The following is a 13,309-nucleotide window of genomic DNA, read 5'->3' on the forward strand; positions in this document are numbered from 1 at the left end:
TTTTATTTCCTGATTATAGCATATCTCTCATTTACTTTTGGACTCTATCCCTATAGATAGAGTGCCGGAATGAGATTCTATTATTCTTGCAGAAGCAGCATTGCCGGATTTTAAAGTAAGAGGAGGACGAATGAAAATGACGGCATATTTTGAGCAAACCCTTGAGAGGCTGGGGCATATCGCCGACCGTCTGAGACAAAACGGAATGCCTGACGTGGAATACGAGTGGACGGAGGGCATCTCCACAGGTGAGGTAACTGCGCTGGAGGAACGACTACAGAGACCTTTACCCGCCTCCCTGTCTGAACTGATCCAACGGTGCGGCAGCTTATATCTGTTATGGTCGCTTCCTCAACATTGCATTGTAGCTGATGTATCGGGACGTACAGGTGAATATGGTTTCACCTCTGATGACGGACTGAACATACTCGACGATATCACGGGTGAGTTTGGCTGGAACCATGAGTACATTAGCTATTTCACATCCTATGGGGAAAATACAGACTCACCAGCGGCAATGGACGAACATCGGTATCTGATTTTTAACTATAACGGTGCGGGCGATCCAGTGTTACTCGATTTGGCGACATCCACTACCGAGCCTGCGGTGTTCTGCTATGATCACGAGCAGGATCGGTTCACCTTGCTTGCGGACAATCTGCCCGCCTATATAGACACCATCCTCACGTTGCACGGCCTATGGGTATGGGATTGGACGACAGTGATTGACGAGCATGGCATTCAGCTCAAAAGTCTCCCACTACAAATGTGGGTACGCTGGCTGGATGCGTTCTGCAATGTGAGGCTGGAGGCTGCTCATTCGCTTGAAGATTTGATTAAATATGCCACGATGCATGGCGTAGATAATCCTGCCGTTTTGCAGGCTTTTCAGCCCTATGATCCGAAGGATATTTTCCTTGCCTGGGAGCAACGCATTCAACATAACCCTACACAACTCGATACATGGGCCGTTTTTATAGGAGAAACCGCTGGCGACGGGGCTGCCGATTGGGTCCGCTCCTTATGGCAGCCGGGCAACCTGCAAGCGTGGACTTCTTCTTCGGTTCCCAATAGCGACTCTGTTGGTGTAGGTACATTTGTATCCACCCGTGCCTACCTGACCGCCCGCTGTCTTCCTGGGCATGAAGGCTTGGCATACGTGTGCAATTACCTGCTACAGCATTCAGCGGTGGATGGTAAATTAGAAGGGTACACCGCTAACGGGCAGCTACAGCATTTTCATTCACCACAGGTCATTGACTGGATGCGGGATAAGGTGAATCATCCCGTAGAGGGTTTGGCAGCGCTTTTCGCCCACTCCCGTCCTACAACTAAACAGTTGCTTGAATGGCTATCCGACAGCGAGCTTCATCAGAAAATCACAACCGAAGCATTGAATATCATGATTCAACGGGATCTTCTTCCCACTCTGGAAGCAGACACTTGGGCTAACATCTCAGACCTGCTTCATGCTTCTTTGCAGCTTGTTATGCTCAAAAAAGATAAACGCCGTATTGAAGCAGTGCTGGAGCAGCTTTCTGATTTGGAGCAATGTTAGCCTTTTGGAGCCACTACATCAGCGGCTTACCCCCCGGAAAAAGGTATCTATAGTGAATGAAATTAATTCATCATTCGATTTTGCCGTATGGAAATCAAAATTCAGGAGCAGTGAAGTCAATCCGTGCAGCATGCTCCATACGGATGTAGCGATCAGGCGCTCATCCCCTTGAGTTATGCTGCCATCATTCATAGCAGCTTTTAGTCCGGATTCAAGCAGTTCAAAGCCTTTAAAGCGTTCACTATCAATAAGGCTGATTAAACTTACAGATTCCAGGTTGCTGATAAACAGGATATTGTAATATTCCGGGTTAGCCGTTCCAAAACGAACATAAGCGTCAGACACTGTTTTCAGCACATCCAGGGCATTCAATCCTGCTGCCTGCGCTTCTTCCGCACGCTGCTGAAGAGACTGTAAAAACATGGAATTTCCTTCTATCAGCAGTTCACGGACAATCGCTTCCTTATTGGCAAAATAATGATAAATGGTCGTTGGCGAATATTCGATCTGATCCGCAATTTTGCGCATGGAAACTTCGGCATACCCTTGGTTCAGGAAAAGCGAACGGGCGGCCTCGATTATTTTCCGGCGAATCTCACTGCTTTCACGTTCTCGGCGTTTGATATGTTTCATGAGTAAATGTACTAGCCCTTTCTGCCTGCCCCAATTTGGCGGCGATGCGATCAGCTTCCATTATACCTGAGTTCATTGCCCCTTGGAACCCGCCCCCCGGCTGTGTCCATGCCCCCACCAATGACAGGCGTTTCACCGCTGTTTTGCGCTTCAATCTTTTCATGCCGGACTGCCGGACCGTTTGTGCGTAGCCATAAACGGCCCCGTCGGGATTAGCGGTATAACGCTGCATCGTGCGCGGTGTGCCCAACTCGGCTACCACCACTTTACTGCCAAAACCCGGATATAGCTGTTCTAGGCATCCCAATATCTGCTGTGTCACGGCTTCTTTTTTGGCTTTATATTCGGGACGTGCGACAGGCCAGTTCTCCAATCTGTCCAAAAATGTAACTGCAATGACGCCTTTCCCCGGCTCATTAAGCGTGGGGTCCATGGCGTTATAATTGGTGAGCATCCAGTTGCCTTTGGTATACTGACCGCTCATCATGACTTCATAATCTGTCTCCGAATCCGGCTCGTTACGCAGGATTAAGTCTTCTTCGGTGATGCCAAGCTCATGGGGTTCACATAATAACCCAAGATATAACTGGGTGAGAGACGTGCCGGTCTCCAGGCCGCTGACGGCTTCCAGCTCACGGCGGGCAGCATCATGGTTCGATAGCAGATGGCCATAGGTATGATGGGGACTGATACCGGACACAATCCAATTGGCTTCATATACGTCCCCTTTTTTCAGGCGTACACCAACTGCTTTGCCGCCTTCAAGCACAATCTCCGACACCTGACTGCGCAGGTGAACCTCTCCGCCGGCTGACTCAATGGCGGCAACCAGCGCATTGGATAAAGCCTGTGCGCCTCCCTGAATGTAATACGTTCCCTCCAAATGATAGCCGATCCAGGGAATGAAAAAATACAAGGCGGCAAGCCGCTTCGGGGGCAATCCATAATAGGGCCAGAGCGCAGTGAAAAATTCCGTGAATTTCTCAGACAGCCCGAACTGACTTACAGCCTCCCAAGTGGTCATTTGCGTCCAGCGGAAGAAGGTTCCTGCTTTGAGCAGGCCAGCCGCCTTGCGCCAGGAAGTGAGGGAAGAGGAAGAGAAGGCGGAGAAGCCTTCCTCAAAACGGCGAATACCTGCAAACAGGCTGTCGATGGCTGCCTGCTCAGCAGGGAACATGTTTTTGAGGAGCTGCACATATTCCTGCACATCGGACGGGATATCAACGATCTGCCCTTCCCAACGAATGGAATACGGGTGTTTTTTGCGGAGAGGTACGATCTGTCGGTCCACTTTGCAGTCTTTCAGCAACTGAGCGAAGCTGCCTTCTTCGAGTCCGCCGACGCCGTGCAGGGATACGTCAAAAGTATAACCCTTTCTTTTGAATTCAGTTGCGAATCCGCCGGCCAGGGTATGACTTTCAAAAACAGCCGTCCGGTAACCGAGCGCGGAGAGTCTTGCTGCACAGGACAAACCGCCCAGACCTGCGCCGATGACGATAACATCATACTTGTTCATGGTTTCATCTCCTTTGTTAACATTGTTATTTAAATTAACACTGTTAAGTTAAAGGGATTATAACCCACAACATTACGTTTGGGAAGCCCCGGTTTTTGGGGTTATTTGCCGGGGCTAACCATCAAAACATAAGAAATTTAGCTCTTATTACAGCTGCAAAAGTTGAGATAATACAAAAAAAATCCAAAATTGTAGCGCTTTCACTTGTCAAATTCCAATGAAGATGCTATCCTGCAAGTGGGATTGTTACTGAAAAGGCAAAACCCGAGTACATTTGTGTACCCGGAGTTTGCCTTTTTTTGATTTTATATTGATGCAGCATTATACAGTCAACCATCCCAAGCATGTGTAAGCGCTTTAAAAAAATGACACCAAAGGAGATCAATTTCATGCAAAGAAGACGTTTCGCCCTTGTTTTACTATCTTTCGTGTTCCTGCTCACGATCGTTTTCCCGTCCTCCAGCTCTGCCGCAGCATCCGATGTTCCAGCACCACAGGCCACCCTGCTCACCCAGGTACAGCCTTTAGGTGAAGTCGTTTCTGCCGTTGTACTGAAATATAGCGCCAATATCGACGGGGCATCCCTGTCCAAATCCAGCTTTCAGGTACAATCTGTACTCAATGATGTATACACAGACAGAACCGTGACTGGTGTGTATACCAACGATTCTGGAATCATCACCAACCGCAGTACTCATGGCAAATATGTCGTGATCGAACTGGATACACAGGATAAAAATGCAAGTACCCTTACTTACGATGCAACGAGTGGCGTCAACCGCATCAACACGTTGAATTATTACATTAGTCAAAAGAAAGACATTGCAACTCAGAAGAAAACAGTCATTCCAGCCACTGCACAGACTGTAAAAGCAACCGATAAAGTTACACCGATCGTGGACGATTTCCAAAAAAACACCTTTGAAAATAAAGACGGCTTCAAACTGAACTACTTTACGTTTGAGCCTAAAGTAGAGTCTGGCAAAACCTACCCGCTGGTTGTGTTCCTGCACGGAAACGGTGAACGTGGTGACGGAAACGGAGTGAACCTACTGGCGAATGCTGGTGCCGTTACTTGGGCTTCTCCTGAGCAGCAAGCCAAACACCCTTCCTTCGTAATCGCTCCACAAAGCCCGATTGACCTGGAACATAAATTCATTTGGGCGGATGAGCCGCGCAACAGCGCTGTAGCCGATCTGGTACGTGAAACGGCGTTAAAATATCCGATCGACACCAACCGAATCTATATCGTTGGTATTTCTCAAGGAGCTATGGGAACGTGGAGATTATTGGAGAAAAATCTTGATTTGTTCGCCGCAGGTGTACCGATTGCCGGTTTGACCAACTATGAAAAAGCCGTTAACATGTATGCACCTGTTGATCCTAAACACGTCGAAGTACTGAAAAACGTACCTATTTGGGCCTTCCATGCCGTAGACGACACCTCGGTAAGCCCTAAAAACTCGCAAGAAATGGTATCTGCCATTCAAGCACAAAACGGAAATCTCATTCATTTTACTGAATATGAGGCAGGCATTATCAAACCCATAGGGCACTTCTCCTGGGTTCCCGCTTTGCAAAATCAGGATATGATTGAGTGGCTGTTTGCACAAAAGAAATAAAATGATGTTTGTATATAAACCGAACTTAAAAGTTTCATATCATGCCACTACGCAGTCGGATAGTGCTTCCCATCGCCACCGCCCCCGGATTTCTTGAATAAAGCCTTTCACAAGGGTAGAAATCCGGGGAGGTGATGCTTCCGAAGCGAGCTTTCCTACGGAAAGCTTTTAAAGCGACCGCTTCGCTTGTACAGCACTATTCCGCCTACTCCGTTTATATGTTCATTTTTGAACTTGGCTTATATACCTCTAAAAATAAAGCGCCAGGCGGTTCGATACCCGTCTGGCGCTGTTCTGCTATTAAGGCACCTGCCTTCCTGTTACCACCATCAGGAGTGCAGGTACCACATCTGTTTTAGCCATGTGTAAATCACTATTCTATTCATTTAGGCTCTTATTGGGAGTCTGTGCCTAAAGACTATTTGTAGAGTAAATATGTACCTTGAGTAATGGAAGAGTTTGTTTCACCCTTTTACGCTTCTGTGTTACATTATATAAGTAAAGCGAGAACAAAAATTCGAATCAGAATTTACGTTCGCCATTTTTTCATAGTCCTTTATTCCGAACTAAACCAAAGTCTATATCTTCCCGACATGTATTCCATAACAGTTCGTCTGTAAGAAAACTTAATGCATCCATGTTGCGCAATCGTTCGACCAACTCAGTAATCACATCTATGTCTTCACGTTGTACATGCCTTGCAAGAGTGATGCCACCTGTATCGCCGTCAACATATAGATGCGAATGATGTCTTTCCTTTTTTACATGTCGAAGGGTAAGCACGCTATTGTCGATCATCATGACGTAACGGTCCTTGATCAGATAGCCCTCAAAAAGCTCATACATATGCGGAAGATCGCAGGGACCAAGAATGAGGCTTACTTTTTCAAAATTACTTTTGTTCATTAGTATTTAGCTCCCTCTTTATGAAATTAGAGTATTACTATTAGGGCAGACCTATTAACAATTCATTAAAAAAATATTCTTAAAAAACAACAGTAAAACTTCTGAAGTACATTTAATGTACTTTTATAATAATACTTCTGTAGTAAAACTTCAATGATTTTCGTGATTATTTTATTATAACGCGATCAAATCCATACTTTAGATACACAAGAGGAGAATTCAAATTATGGATGTTAAAAATAGATACCATTTTAAACTTGGTGACATCTTGGAAGAACTTGATATTACACGTAACAGACTGGCCGTAGAAGCGAAAATACGTCCTGCTACCGTCATTGACATGGTAAATGGAAAAACCAAAAGACTTGAACTGGAAACACTCGTCCACATACTTGATGCTCTGAACAAATTTGCCCGCCAACGGAGATTTACACGGACTATTACTCTTGCTGATATTGTTGAGTACATTCCTGAGGATGAAATGGACAATCATTGATTCTGCCTGTGATATTAATGTCAAAATAAACAAATTAAATAACAAAAAGACACTGTCTTCAATCGAGGCCACTGAAAAAGTCCCCATTGTTGAGAGTAAGAGAATATCCAAAGAAAAACGAGCCTCTAGAATCGCTTCTAAGGCTCGTTTCGCGTTTGGGGAATCATATTTGACCCCCTAAAGTTTTGGTGTTTTTAAAAATAAGGTAGTTTTTCAGTGGCCTCTCTTCAATACAGTGTCTTTTTGCGAATACGTCAGATCGTTCTTAAGCGGGTTGAGTAACCTCTTCTTTACATACAGCTTCCTCAATCATTCCACTTTGCCGCCTTCTACGACCAATTGGTCTGTGAAGCCTTCTCCGTAAACAGAGGTCAGTGTGTCCTTGTAGGCTTGATGCACAAAGTTTTCCTTGCCTAATGTAGCCAGCTCATTGTTGATCCAGTCCAGCAGCTCTTTATTTCCCTTCGCTACTGCGGGGGCAATGGTATCCTGGCCGCCAAAGGCCGGAATGGTTACGGTGAAGCCGGGATTGGCTTTCGCCCAAGCGATCAGCTCTGTATTATCGTTAGCGATGGCCGCGCCGCGCTTGTCTTTGAGAGCTGAGAAAATTTCCGTGTACTGATCGAATTTGAGCAGCTTGATGTCAGGATAATTTTTCGTAAAATAAGTCTCAGCCGTCGTTCCTTTTGCGACAATCAGCTTCTGATCCGAGTTCTTCAATTGATCAATCGTAGTGATCGGAGCGCTGTCGGGTGATACAATGCCGAAGGATAATTTCATGTATGGATTAGTAAAATCGACCTTTTCTTTGCGCTCGTCCGTCACGGTAAAGTTAGCCATGATGATGTCTACCTTGTTGGATTGCAAATAAGCGACCCGGCTGGCAGCATCCACCAGCACGAACTCTACCTTGGACTCATCGCCCAGTAGATCCTTGGCAAACCGCTTCGCAATATACACGTCAAATCCCTGATTTTTCCCTTCCGAATCCACGTAGCCAAACGGTGGCTTATCCGCGAAAACACCAATTCGGATTTTGCCGTTCTTTTTAATGTCCTCAATCGAAGCAAATTTTGCCGAGCCAGAATTGCCGTTGGCATTGCCTCCTGCTCCCGCGCAGCCCGTCATTCCGATGAGCAACAAGCTTACTGCCAGCAATAATGCCGTTAACTTCAATCCTTTTTTCATCGTATTCATCCCCCTGTTTATGTAGTTTCATACTGAAATATATCCAGAAAGTGCTGGGCACGCTCTGTTTCGGGTTGGGTGAAAAATTGCTGTGGCGTGGTCATTTCGCATATTTGTCCTTGATCCATAAAAACGATGCGATCCCCCACCGACTTGGCGAATCCCATCTCATGCGTCACGATAATCATCGTCATCCCCTGTCGTGCCAGCTCCCGCATCACATCCAGCACCTCTCTGACCATTTCCGGGTCCAACGATGCTGTCACTTCGTCAAAGAGCATAATTTCGGGGTTCATACACAGTGCGCGTACAATCGCAATCCGTTGCTTTTGTCCGCCTGATAACTCTCTCGGATACGCATCCTTGCGATCCAACAGACCGACCCGTTCCAATAATTGCTCCGCTTGCTTGAGCGCTTCCTGCTTGTTTCTCCGCTGTACTTTAAGCGGGCCTAGCAATATATTTTCCAAAACGGTCATATGCGGAAACAGCTCATAGTTCTGGAATACCATCCCGATATGCTGCCGTACCTCCCGCCAATTCACTTTTTTGTCCGTAAGATCCTGTCCTCTATATCGGATTTCTCCGCCTTGGACTGGTTCCAGACCATTGAGGCATCGCAGAAGTGTGCTTTTTCCGCAGCCCGAAGGGCCAAGAACAACCACGACCTCGCCCTTCGTTACCTCCATATCAATCTGTTGGAGTACCTTTCGATCACCGAAGCTCTTGTCCAGCCCTCGAATCTCCAGCAAAACCTCCACAGCCTCTGCCATGACGCCCACCCCATCCTGCTAATTTTGCCATCTGCGTTCGAATCTCTTGGAAAGTCTGGACAACGGATAACATACGAGAAAATATAGTATAAAAATAAAACCATACACCCAAAAGGATGCCGCTGGCGCTTTAATCACACCAAGCTCAATAATCTGTTGTCCGACCTTTACCACCTCTACCACGCCGATCAGCACCACCAATGACGTCGTTTTGATCATCCGTGTCGCCAGATTAATAGAACCCGGCAGCATTCGGCGTACCGCCTGAGGAATGAGCACATGACGGTACAATTGTCCATACGTCAAACCGAGCGCTTGCCCGGATTCCACCTGATGCTTGGGCAATGATTCGAGCGCACCACGAACGATGTCACCGATCTCCGCCGCACCCCAAAGGCTAAACACGATAATTGCCGTTAGTTCCCCGCTAATGTTCACATTCAGCAAAGGCGTGAAGCCAAAGTACACGACATACAGCCAAACTAAAATCGGAATAATGCGAAATGTCTCCAGATAAAGCCGTAATACAAATCGAATCGGACCCGACTTTAAAGTGCGCAATAGCCCCATCACGATGCCCAGCACTGTGCCGATCACAATCGAAATAAATGCAATTTCCATCGTAACGAGTAATCCACCTAACAGACGCTCAAAATTGGAACCTTCAAAAAGCACATTAATCCCCGAATTCTGCATATCGCACCTTCCTTTCCACCCATGTCAGCAGCATCGACAAAGGCAAAAGCAGGATGAGATAAGCCAGCACCAGCAGAATCAGCGATTCCGCCGTTTTGTAGTACATGCCGATCAGGTCTTTTGCCACATTCATAATATCTAACAAAGCAATGGCGCCAACAATGGAGGTTTCTTTGAGCAGAAAAATCGCATTCGCACCCAATGATGGAACACTGATAGCAAAGGCCTGCGGCAAAATAACATACCGCGCCAGTTGCACCTTGGACAGTCCCAGGCTAAGCCCGGATTCCGTCTGCGTTTTACTCACCGCTTCAATTCCGCCACGGAATGCCTCTGCCATATAACCTCCGCCCAAAAAGGTCATACCGACGATGGCACACGTCATTTCACTCATATGCAGACCTATTTTGGTAAAGCCATAATACAGAAAATACAGTTGTACCAGCAGTGGTGTATTTCGGGAAAGCTCGATATACGCTGTAATAATGCCGCTAATTCCCTTCACCTTGTAATACAACACAATACTGCACAACAAACCGACGATCAGCGAAAAAAGGATGGCCCAAAAAGCAATCTTCAATGTAAGCCACATCGCCTCACCATACAGTGGTAAGCTCTCTACGATAAACTCCCAGTCTAGATTCATATGTACATACCTTTCAATTTTCAATTAATCCTATGTATTTTGTAAGTTTAATAACAATGATTGTATTCCAGCCCAATTATTACGTCAATACTTTGACGAAAATTTGTCATATTTATCTGTGATTTAGGAAGAAAAACTTTGTTTCATTTCAGAAATGCATGCAAAAAAGCCTGAAATGGTTAAATTCCATTCCAGGCTTTGATCTATTCTATACGATTTATCACACCAGTGGCTCCGTAACTACAGGGCCGCCGAGCTTTTCCACAATCAAGCGGCTTTCCTCGTTCAGTCCCCGCAGGGTAATCAATTTACCGGATTTCGTGTACTTTTGCAGCACCTTCCCAATGGCGGTTACCGCAGAGTGATCCCAAATATGTGATTGGCTGAAATCCACCACAACGCGCTTCGGATCATCCGAAGGTTCAAAATGGTCGACAAAATGAGTCGTCGAAGCAAAAAACATCGGACCTCTAACATGGTACACCTTTTCATCGTTGTCCTCTGTTGCGCTGATGCGAATTTTAGCCATTTTCCAGCCAAAATGAAGGGCACTCAGCAGCACGCCCACAATAACACCCTTGGACAAATCATGCGTAGCCACCACAATGACGACCGTCGTAACCATGATAAATGTGTCCGCCTTGGGAACCTTGGCGATATTTCGGAGCGAATTCCAGTCCACTGTCCCGATACACACCATAAACATGACTCCCACCAGTGCGCCCATCGGTACTTCCTTCACAACCCCGCCGAGCACCAGCAGCAGAAAGGCCAGAAACATCCCTGCCGTGAAGGTGGACAAGCGCCCTCTACCTCCCGAGCTGACATTAATAACGGATTGTCCAATCATGGCACAGCCACCCATACCGCCGAAAAAGCCATTTACAAAGTTGGCAATTCCTTGCCCGCGGGCTTCCCGGTTTTTATTGCTTTTCGTTTCGGTCATTTCATCCAAAATACTGGCTGTCAGCAGCGATTCCAGCAGTCCCACCAGCGCCATCGTAAAGGAATACGGCAGTAAAATCCACAAAGTATGCAACGACCACTCAATCTGCGGCAAATGGAATGAAGGCAGTGAGCTGGTCAGCGTACCGATATCGCCTACGGTTTTGACATTTAACCCGAACGCATACGTGATGATCGTCATGATAATGATTGCCGTCAATGGAGCGGGAATGCTTTTCACAAACCTCGGCAAAATATACACAATGAGCAGCGTACCCGCCACCATCGCGTACATGATCCAATTGGCTCCATGAAAGTGGGTGAGCTGTGCCATAAAGACGAGGATCGCCAGCGCATTCACAAACCCGGTCATGACCGGCTGCGAAATAAAGCTCATAAAACGCCCTATTTTCAAAACACCCAGCAGCACCTGAATCATACCTGCCAAAATAGTAGCCGCAAACAGATATTCCACGCCATGATCCTTCACTAAACCAACGACCAATATCGCTACAGCCCCGGTTGCTGCCGAGATCATCGCCGGACGTCCGCCTGCAAAAGAAATAACAATTGCCATTGAGATGGAGGCGTACAGTCCGACCATCGGATTGACACCGGCAATGATCGAGAAGGCAATCGCCTCCGGGATCAGCGCCAGCGCCACGGTCATGCCCGCAAGTATATCGGCCCGGATATTACCGAACCATTGTTGTCTAAGATTCATACGGTTTCTTTCCAGCCTCCTATATTAACGGAGAACCGCGTGTTGACCCGCAGCCCGGTATCGTTCCGGGCCTCCGTCCAGCGGTCAATCGCATAGGCTCTCCTATGATTCGGCTCGTTTCTCTCACACGAACCCGCCCGTTACATTCAGTCCATCATTATAACGTAAGGGATTCGCGGAAACGAGTCAGGTAAGAGGCTGTTTATAAAAAGAAAACAGGCGTTTCCTTGGAATATCGCCTGTTTCCTTCGTTTGATTCGTTTTCTTATATTTAAAATTTTCGCAATTCCTTAGACTCCGGTTTGTTAAAATTTATCACTCTAACCTCATACTCGAACTCCGCGAACTGCAAATCTTGATCCGCCGTAACCAATATCAATTTGTTTATGATAGCTGTCGCAAGAATCAAAGCGTCTGGGGTCTTAAGCTTTCTCCCACACTTATCTTTTTGTTCTCTTCTGATACGACCCGTTTAAATGCAATCTCTGAGTCAACTGAAATAAAATCTCCGCCAAGAAAAGGTATCGAATTTAAGTCGGTTTCAGTGGGTAACCCAGCTATAAACTCGGACTGGGTTATAGTTGAAAAGAAAATATTTTCTTTATCTTTCTCAGCCTGTCGAATTACTTCATCCAAGGAAGAATCAAGTCTATGAAGGGCAATAGCTGCATTCGTATCAAATAAGTACCCCATCTATTCCCAATTCTCCCTGGATTGCTTGACGCTCTCTTCAATCTCAAGCAATTGTTCCTTACTTAAGCTGCCTCGCGACTTCAAAACAGCTTGCAGTCCCTTAGGTAATGAAGGCTCTAAATCAATAACCTCGGTTTCGCCTTCCTTAGTTTCTATAGTAACCTTAGATGGTTCGAACCCAATATCCCGAAGGAGACTTAGAAGGCGTATACGATGTATATCCGTTAATTTCTTAGCCATCAGAAACACTCCTTAGCCAAAATTAGTTTCCAGCATGGTCCACCTGATATTGGGGTGCTGAACACCAGCTCGTTTGATTCGTTTTCTTATATTTAAAATTTTCGCAACTCCTGCACAAGCTCCAATAGGGCGTCAGAGATATCCGGGTCGGAGCTATGCTGGAGCATACTCTCAAAATCAGGTAATGCCCGTTTCAATAGCCGAAAGCTATAATCGTAATAGCTCCAAAAGGCCACCGGATCATAGCCTCGCGCTTCTTCCTCTTCCCACTCCAGTTCATCTTCTTCAGGATCGGTATCTTCTGGCCACAGATATTTTTCATCCAACAGCATGGTCAGGGATTCGACAGACTTCTGTGAATCGGCTTGTGCATTTTCCATGTCCAATGCCTCGATAACTGCATGATAACACTCTAATTCGTCTAGCGTGATATCATTCACTTTTCTCGCATGTATATTTCTTAATAAGAAAAGCAAAGCCCACGGCGTAACCTGCCACAATGTGCCCTGATGCTCAATCAGATTAGCAACGTCATCATATTTTCCGTCCGATATCAATTGCGGCAGCTCGGTACCCCTGCCATATGGAGTCGTCAGACGGTGCCACGGCACATCGGTGATTTGGAAACTATGAGTGGGGATGGTGCTGATCTCATGATTATCCATGGCTCATC

15 protein-coding genes are annotated in these 13,309 nt (G+C 46.4%); 3 read left to right on the top strand and 12 right to left on the bottom strand.

The window, feature by feature from the left end; all coding sequences use genetic code 11:
* The first annotated feature begins 136 nt into the window (after positions 1-136).
* Entirely contained in the window at positions 137-1,558 is a 1,422-nt protein-coding gene (locus E0698_RS14130) for an SMI1/KNR4 family protein (protein ID WP_192511963.1), read from the top strand.
* 18 nt (positions 1,559-1,576) lie between these two features.
* Here the strand turns inward: E0698_RS14130 and E0698_RS14135 are convergent, their stop codons facing one another.
* Together E0698_RS14135 and E0698_RS14140 are read right to left on the bottom strand one after the other, a co-directional pair.
* Positions 1,577-2,191 carry a TetR/AcrR family transcriptional regulator gene (locus E0698_RS14135; protein WP_192511964.1) on the bottom strand — a complete coding sequence of 205 codons (615 nt, stop codon included), beginning with the start codon at positions 2,189-2,191 and terminating at the stop codon, positions 1,577-1,579.
* Entirely contained in the window at positions 2,163-3,707 is a 1,545-nt protein-coding gene (locus tag E0698_RS14140; protein ID WP_192511965.1) for a phytoene desaturase family protein, read from the bottom strand. The genes E0698_RS14135 and E0698_RS14140 overlap by 29 nt, the downstream gene beginning before the upstream one ends.
* Before the next feature lie 389 nt (positions 3,708-4,096).
* On the opposite strand from E0698_RS14140, the gene E0698_RS14145 reads away from it, so the two are divergent.
* Entirely contained in the window at positions 4,097-5,329 is a 1,233-nt protein-coding gene (locus tag E0698_RS14145; RefSeq protein ID WP_192511966.1) for a PHB depolymerase family esterase, read from the top strand.
* 546 nt (positions 5,330-5,875) lie between these two features.
* Here E0698_RS14145 and E0698_RS14150 read toward each other — a convergent pair.
* Positions 5,876-6,235 (bottom strand): hypothetical protein, encoded by a 360-nt coding sequence (locus E0698_RS14150; RefSeq protein ID WP_134912114.1) that lies wholly within the window; start codon positions 6,233-6,235, stop codon positions 5,876-5,878.
* A gap of 226 nt (positions 6,236-6,461) precedes the next feature.
* Between E0698_RS14150 and E0698_RS14155 the strand changes: the two genes are divergently transcribed.
* Complete coding sequence (locus E0698_RS14155; protein ID WP_044646157.1) at positions 6,462-6,731, top strand: helix-turn-helix domain-containing protein; 270 nt, start codon at positions 6,462-6,464, stop codon at positions 6,729-6,731.
* Between the two features lie 309 nt (positions 6,732-7,040).
* Here E0698_RS14155 and E0698_RS14160 read toward each other — a convergent pair whose 3' ends face one another.
* From E0698_RS14160 to E0698_RS14195, 9 genes are all read right to left on the bottom strand, one after another.
* Positions 7,041-7,919, bottom strand: coding sequence for a cysteine ABC transporter substrate-binding protein (locus tag E0698_RS14160; RefSeq protein ID WP_149096460.1), 879 nt, complete (start codon positions 7,917-7,919; stop codon positions 7,041-7,043).
* A 17-nt stretch (positions 7,920-7,936) separates the two neighbouring features.
* Positions 7,937-8,692, bottom strand: a complete 756-nt coding sequence (locus E0698_RS14165) for an amino acid ABC transporter ATP-binding protein (protein ID WP_149096459.1) — start codon at positions 8,690-8,692, stop codon at positions 7,937-7,939.
* 18 nt (positions 8,693-8,710) lie between these two features.
* Positions 8,711-9,388, bottom strand: a complete 678-nt coding sequence (locus tag E0698_RS14170; protein WP_044644408.1) for an amino acid ABC transporter permease — start codon at positions 9,386-9,388, stop codon at positions 8,711-8,713.
* Positions 9,369-10,034: an amino acid ABC transporter permease gene (locus tag E0698_RS14175; protein ID WP_149096458.1), complete on the bottom strand. Its 666-nt coding sequence runs from the start codon at positions 10,032-10,034 to the stop codon at positions 9,369-9,371. The genes E0698_RS14170 and E0698_RS14175 overlap by 20 nt, the downstream gene beginning before the upstream one ends.
* Positions 10,035-10,254: 220 nt before the next feature.
* Positions 10,255-11,703 carry a SulP family inorganic anion transporter gene (locus E0698_RS14180; RefSeq protein ID WP_192511967.1) on the bottom strand — a complete coding sequence of 483 codons (1,449 nt, stop codon included), beginning with the start codon at positions 11,701-11,703 and terminating at the stop codon, positions 10,255-10,257.
* Between the two features lie 271 nt (positions 11,704-11,974).
* On the bottom strand, positions 11,975-12,166 hold the full coding sequence (locus E0698_RS26865; protein ID WP_337916268.1) for a type II toxin-antitoxin system VapC family toxin: 192 nt from the start codon (positions 12,164-12,166) through the stop codon (positions 11,975-11,977).
* A complete protein-coding gene (locus E0698_RS14185) occupies positions 12,109-12,396 on the bottom strand; it encodes a VapC toxin family PIN domain ribonuclease (protein ID WP_238353995.1) in 288 nt (95 codons plus the stop codon). Before E0698_RS14185 ends, E0698_RS26865 begins: the two co-directional genes overlap by 58 nt.
* A complete protein-coding gene (locus E0698_RS14190; RefSeq protein WP_044644405.1) occupies positions 12,397-12,636 on the bottom strand; it encodes a hypothetical protein in 240 nt (79 codons plus the stop codon).
* A gap of 92 nt (positions 12,637-12,728) precedes the next feature.
* Complete coding sequence (locus E0698_RS14195) at positions 12,729-13,301, bottom strand: hypothetical protein (RefSeq protein ID WP_192511968.1); 573 nt, start codon at positions 13,299-13,301, stop codon at positions 12,729-12,731.
* Positions 13,302-13,309: the final 8 nt, after the last annotated feature.

It is taken from the genome of Paenibacillus sp. 23TSA30-6 (genome assembly GCF_014858585.1).
In the GTDB taxonomy this organism is placed as follows: domain Bacteria; phylum Bacillota; class Bacilli; order Paenibacillales; family Paenibacillaceae; genus Paenibacillus.

Excerpts from the sequence above, each read along its gene's own strand:
- E0698_RS14145 (WP_192511966.1), top strand. The coding sequence starts at position 4,097 with ATGCAAAGAAGACGTTTCGCCCTTGTTTTACTATCTTTCGTGTTCCTG.
- E0698_RS14180 (WP_192511967.1), bottom strand. The coding sequence starts at position 11,703 with ATGAATCTTAGACAACAATGGTTCGGTAATATCCGGGCCGATATACTT.
- E0698_RS14185 (WP_238353995.1), bottom strand. The coding sequence starts at position 12,396 with ATGGGGTACTTATTTGATACGAATGCAGCTATTGCCCTTCATAGACTT.
- E0698_RS14170 (WP_044644408.1), bottom strand. The coding sequence starts at position 9,388 with ATGCAGAATTCGGGGATTAATGTGCTTTTTGAAGGTTCCAATTTTGAG.
- E0698_RS14130 (WP_192511963.1), top strand. The coding sequence starts at position 137 with ATGACGGCATATTTTGAGCAAACCCTTGAGAGGCTGGGGCATATCGCC.
- E0698_RS14190 (WP_044644405.1), bottom strand. The coding sequence starts at position 12,636 with ATGGCTAAGAAATTAACGGATATACATCGTATACGCCTTCTAAGTCTC.
- E0698_RS14165 (WP_149096459.1), bottom strand. The coding sequence starts at position 8,692 with ATGGCAGAGGCTGTGGAGGTTTTGCTGGAGATTCGAGGGCTGGACAAG.
- E0698_RS14160 (WP_149096460.1), bottom strand. The coding sequence starts at position 7,919 with ATGAAAAAAGGATTGAAGTTAACGGCATTATTGCTGGCAGTAAGCTTG.
- E0698_RS14150 (WP_134912114.1), bottom strand. The coding sequence starts at position 6,235 with ATGAACAAAAGTAATTTTGAAAAAGTAAGCCTCATTCTTGGTCCCTGC.
- E0698_RS14140 (WP_192511965.1), bottom strand. The coding sequence starts at position 3,707 with ATGAACAAGTATGATGTTATCGTCATCGGCGCAGGTCTGGGCGGTTTG.
- E0698_RS14135 (WP_192511964.1), bottom strand. The coding sequence starts at position 2,191 with ATGAAACATATCAAACGCCGAGAACGTGAAAGCAGTGAGATTCGCCGG.
- E0698_RS14175 (WP_149096458.1), bottom strand. The coding sequence starts at position 10,034 with ATGAATCTAGACTGGGAGTTTATCGTAGAGAGCTTACCACTGTATGGT.
- E0698_RS14155 (WP_044646157.1), top strand. The coding sequence starts at position 6,462 with ATGGATGTTAAAAATAGATACCATTTTAAACTTGGTGACATCTTGGAA.
- E0698_RS14195 (WP_192511968.1), bottom strand. The coding sequence starts at position 13,301 with ATGGATAATCATGAGATCAGCACCATCCCCACTCATAGTTTCCAAATC.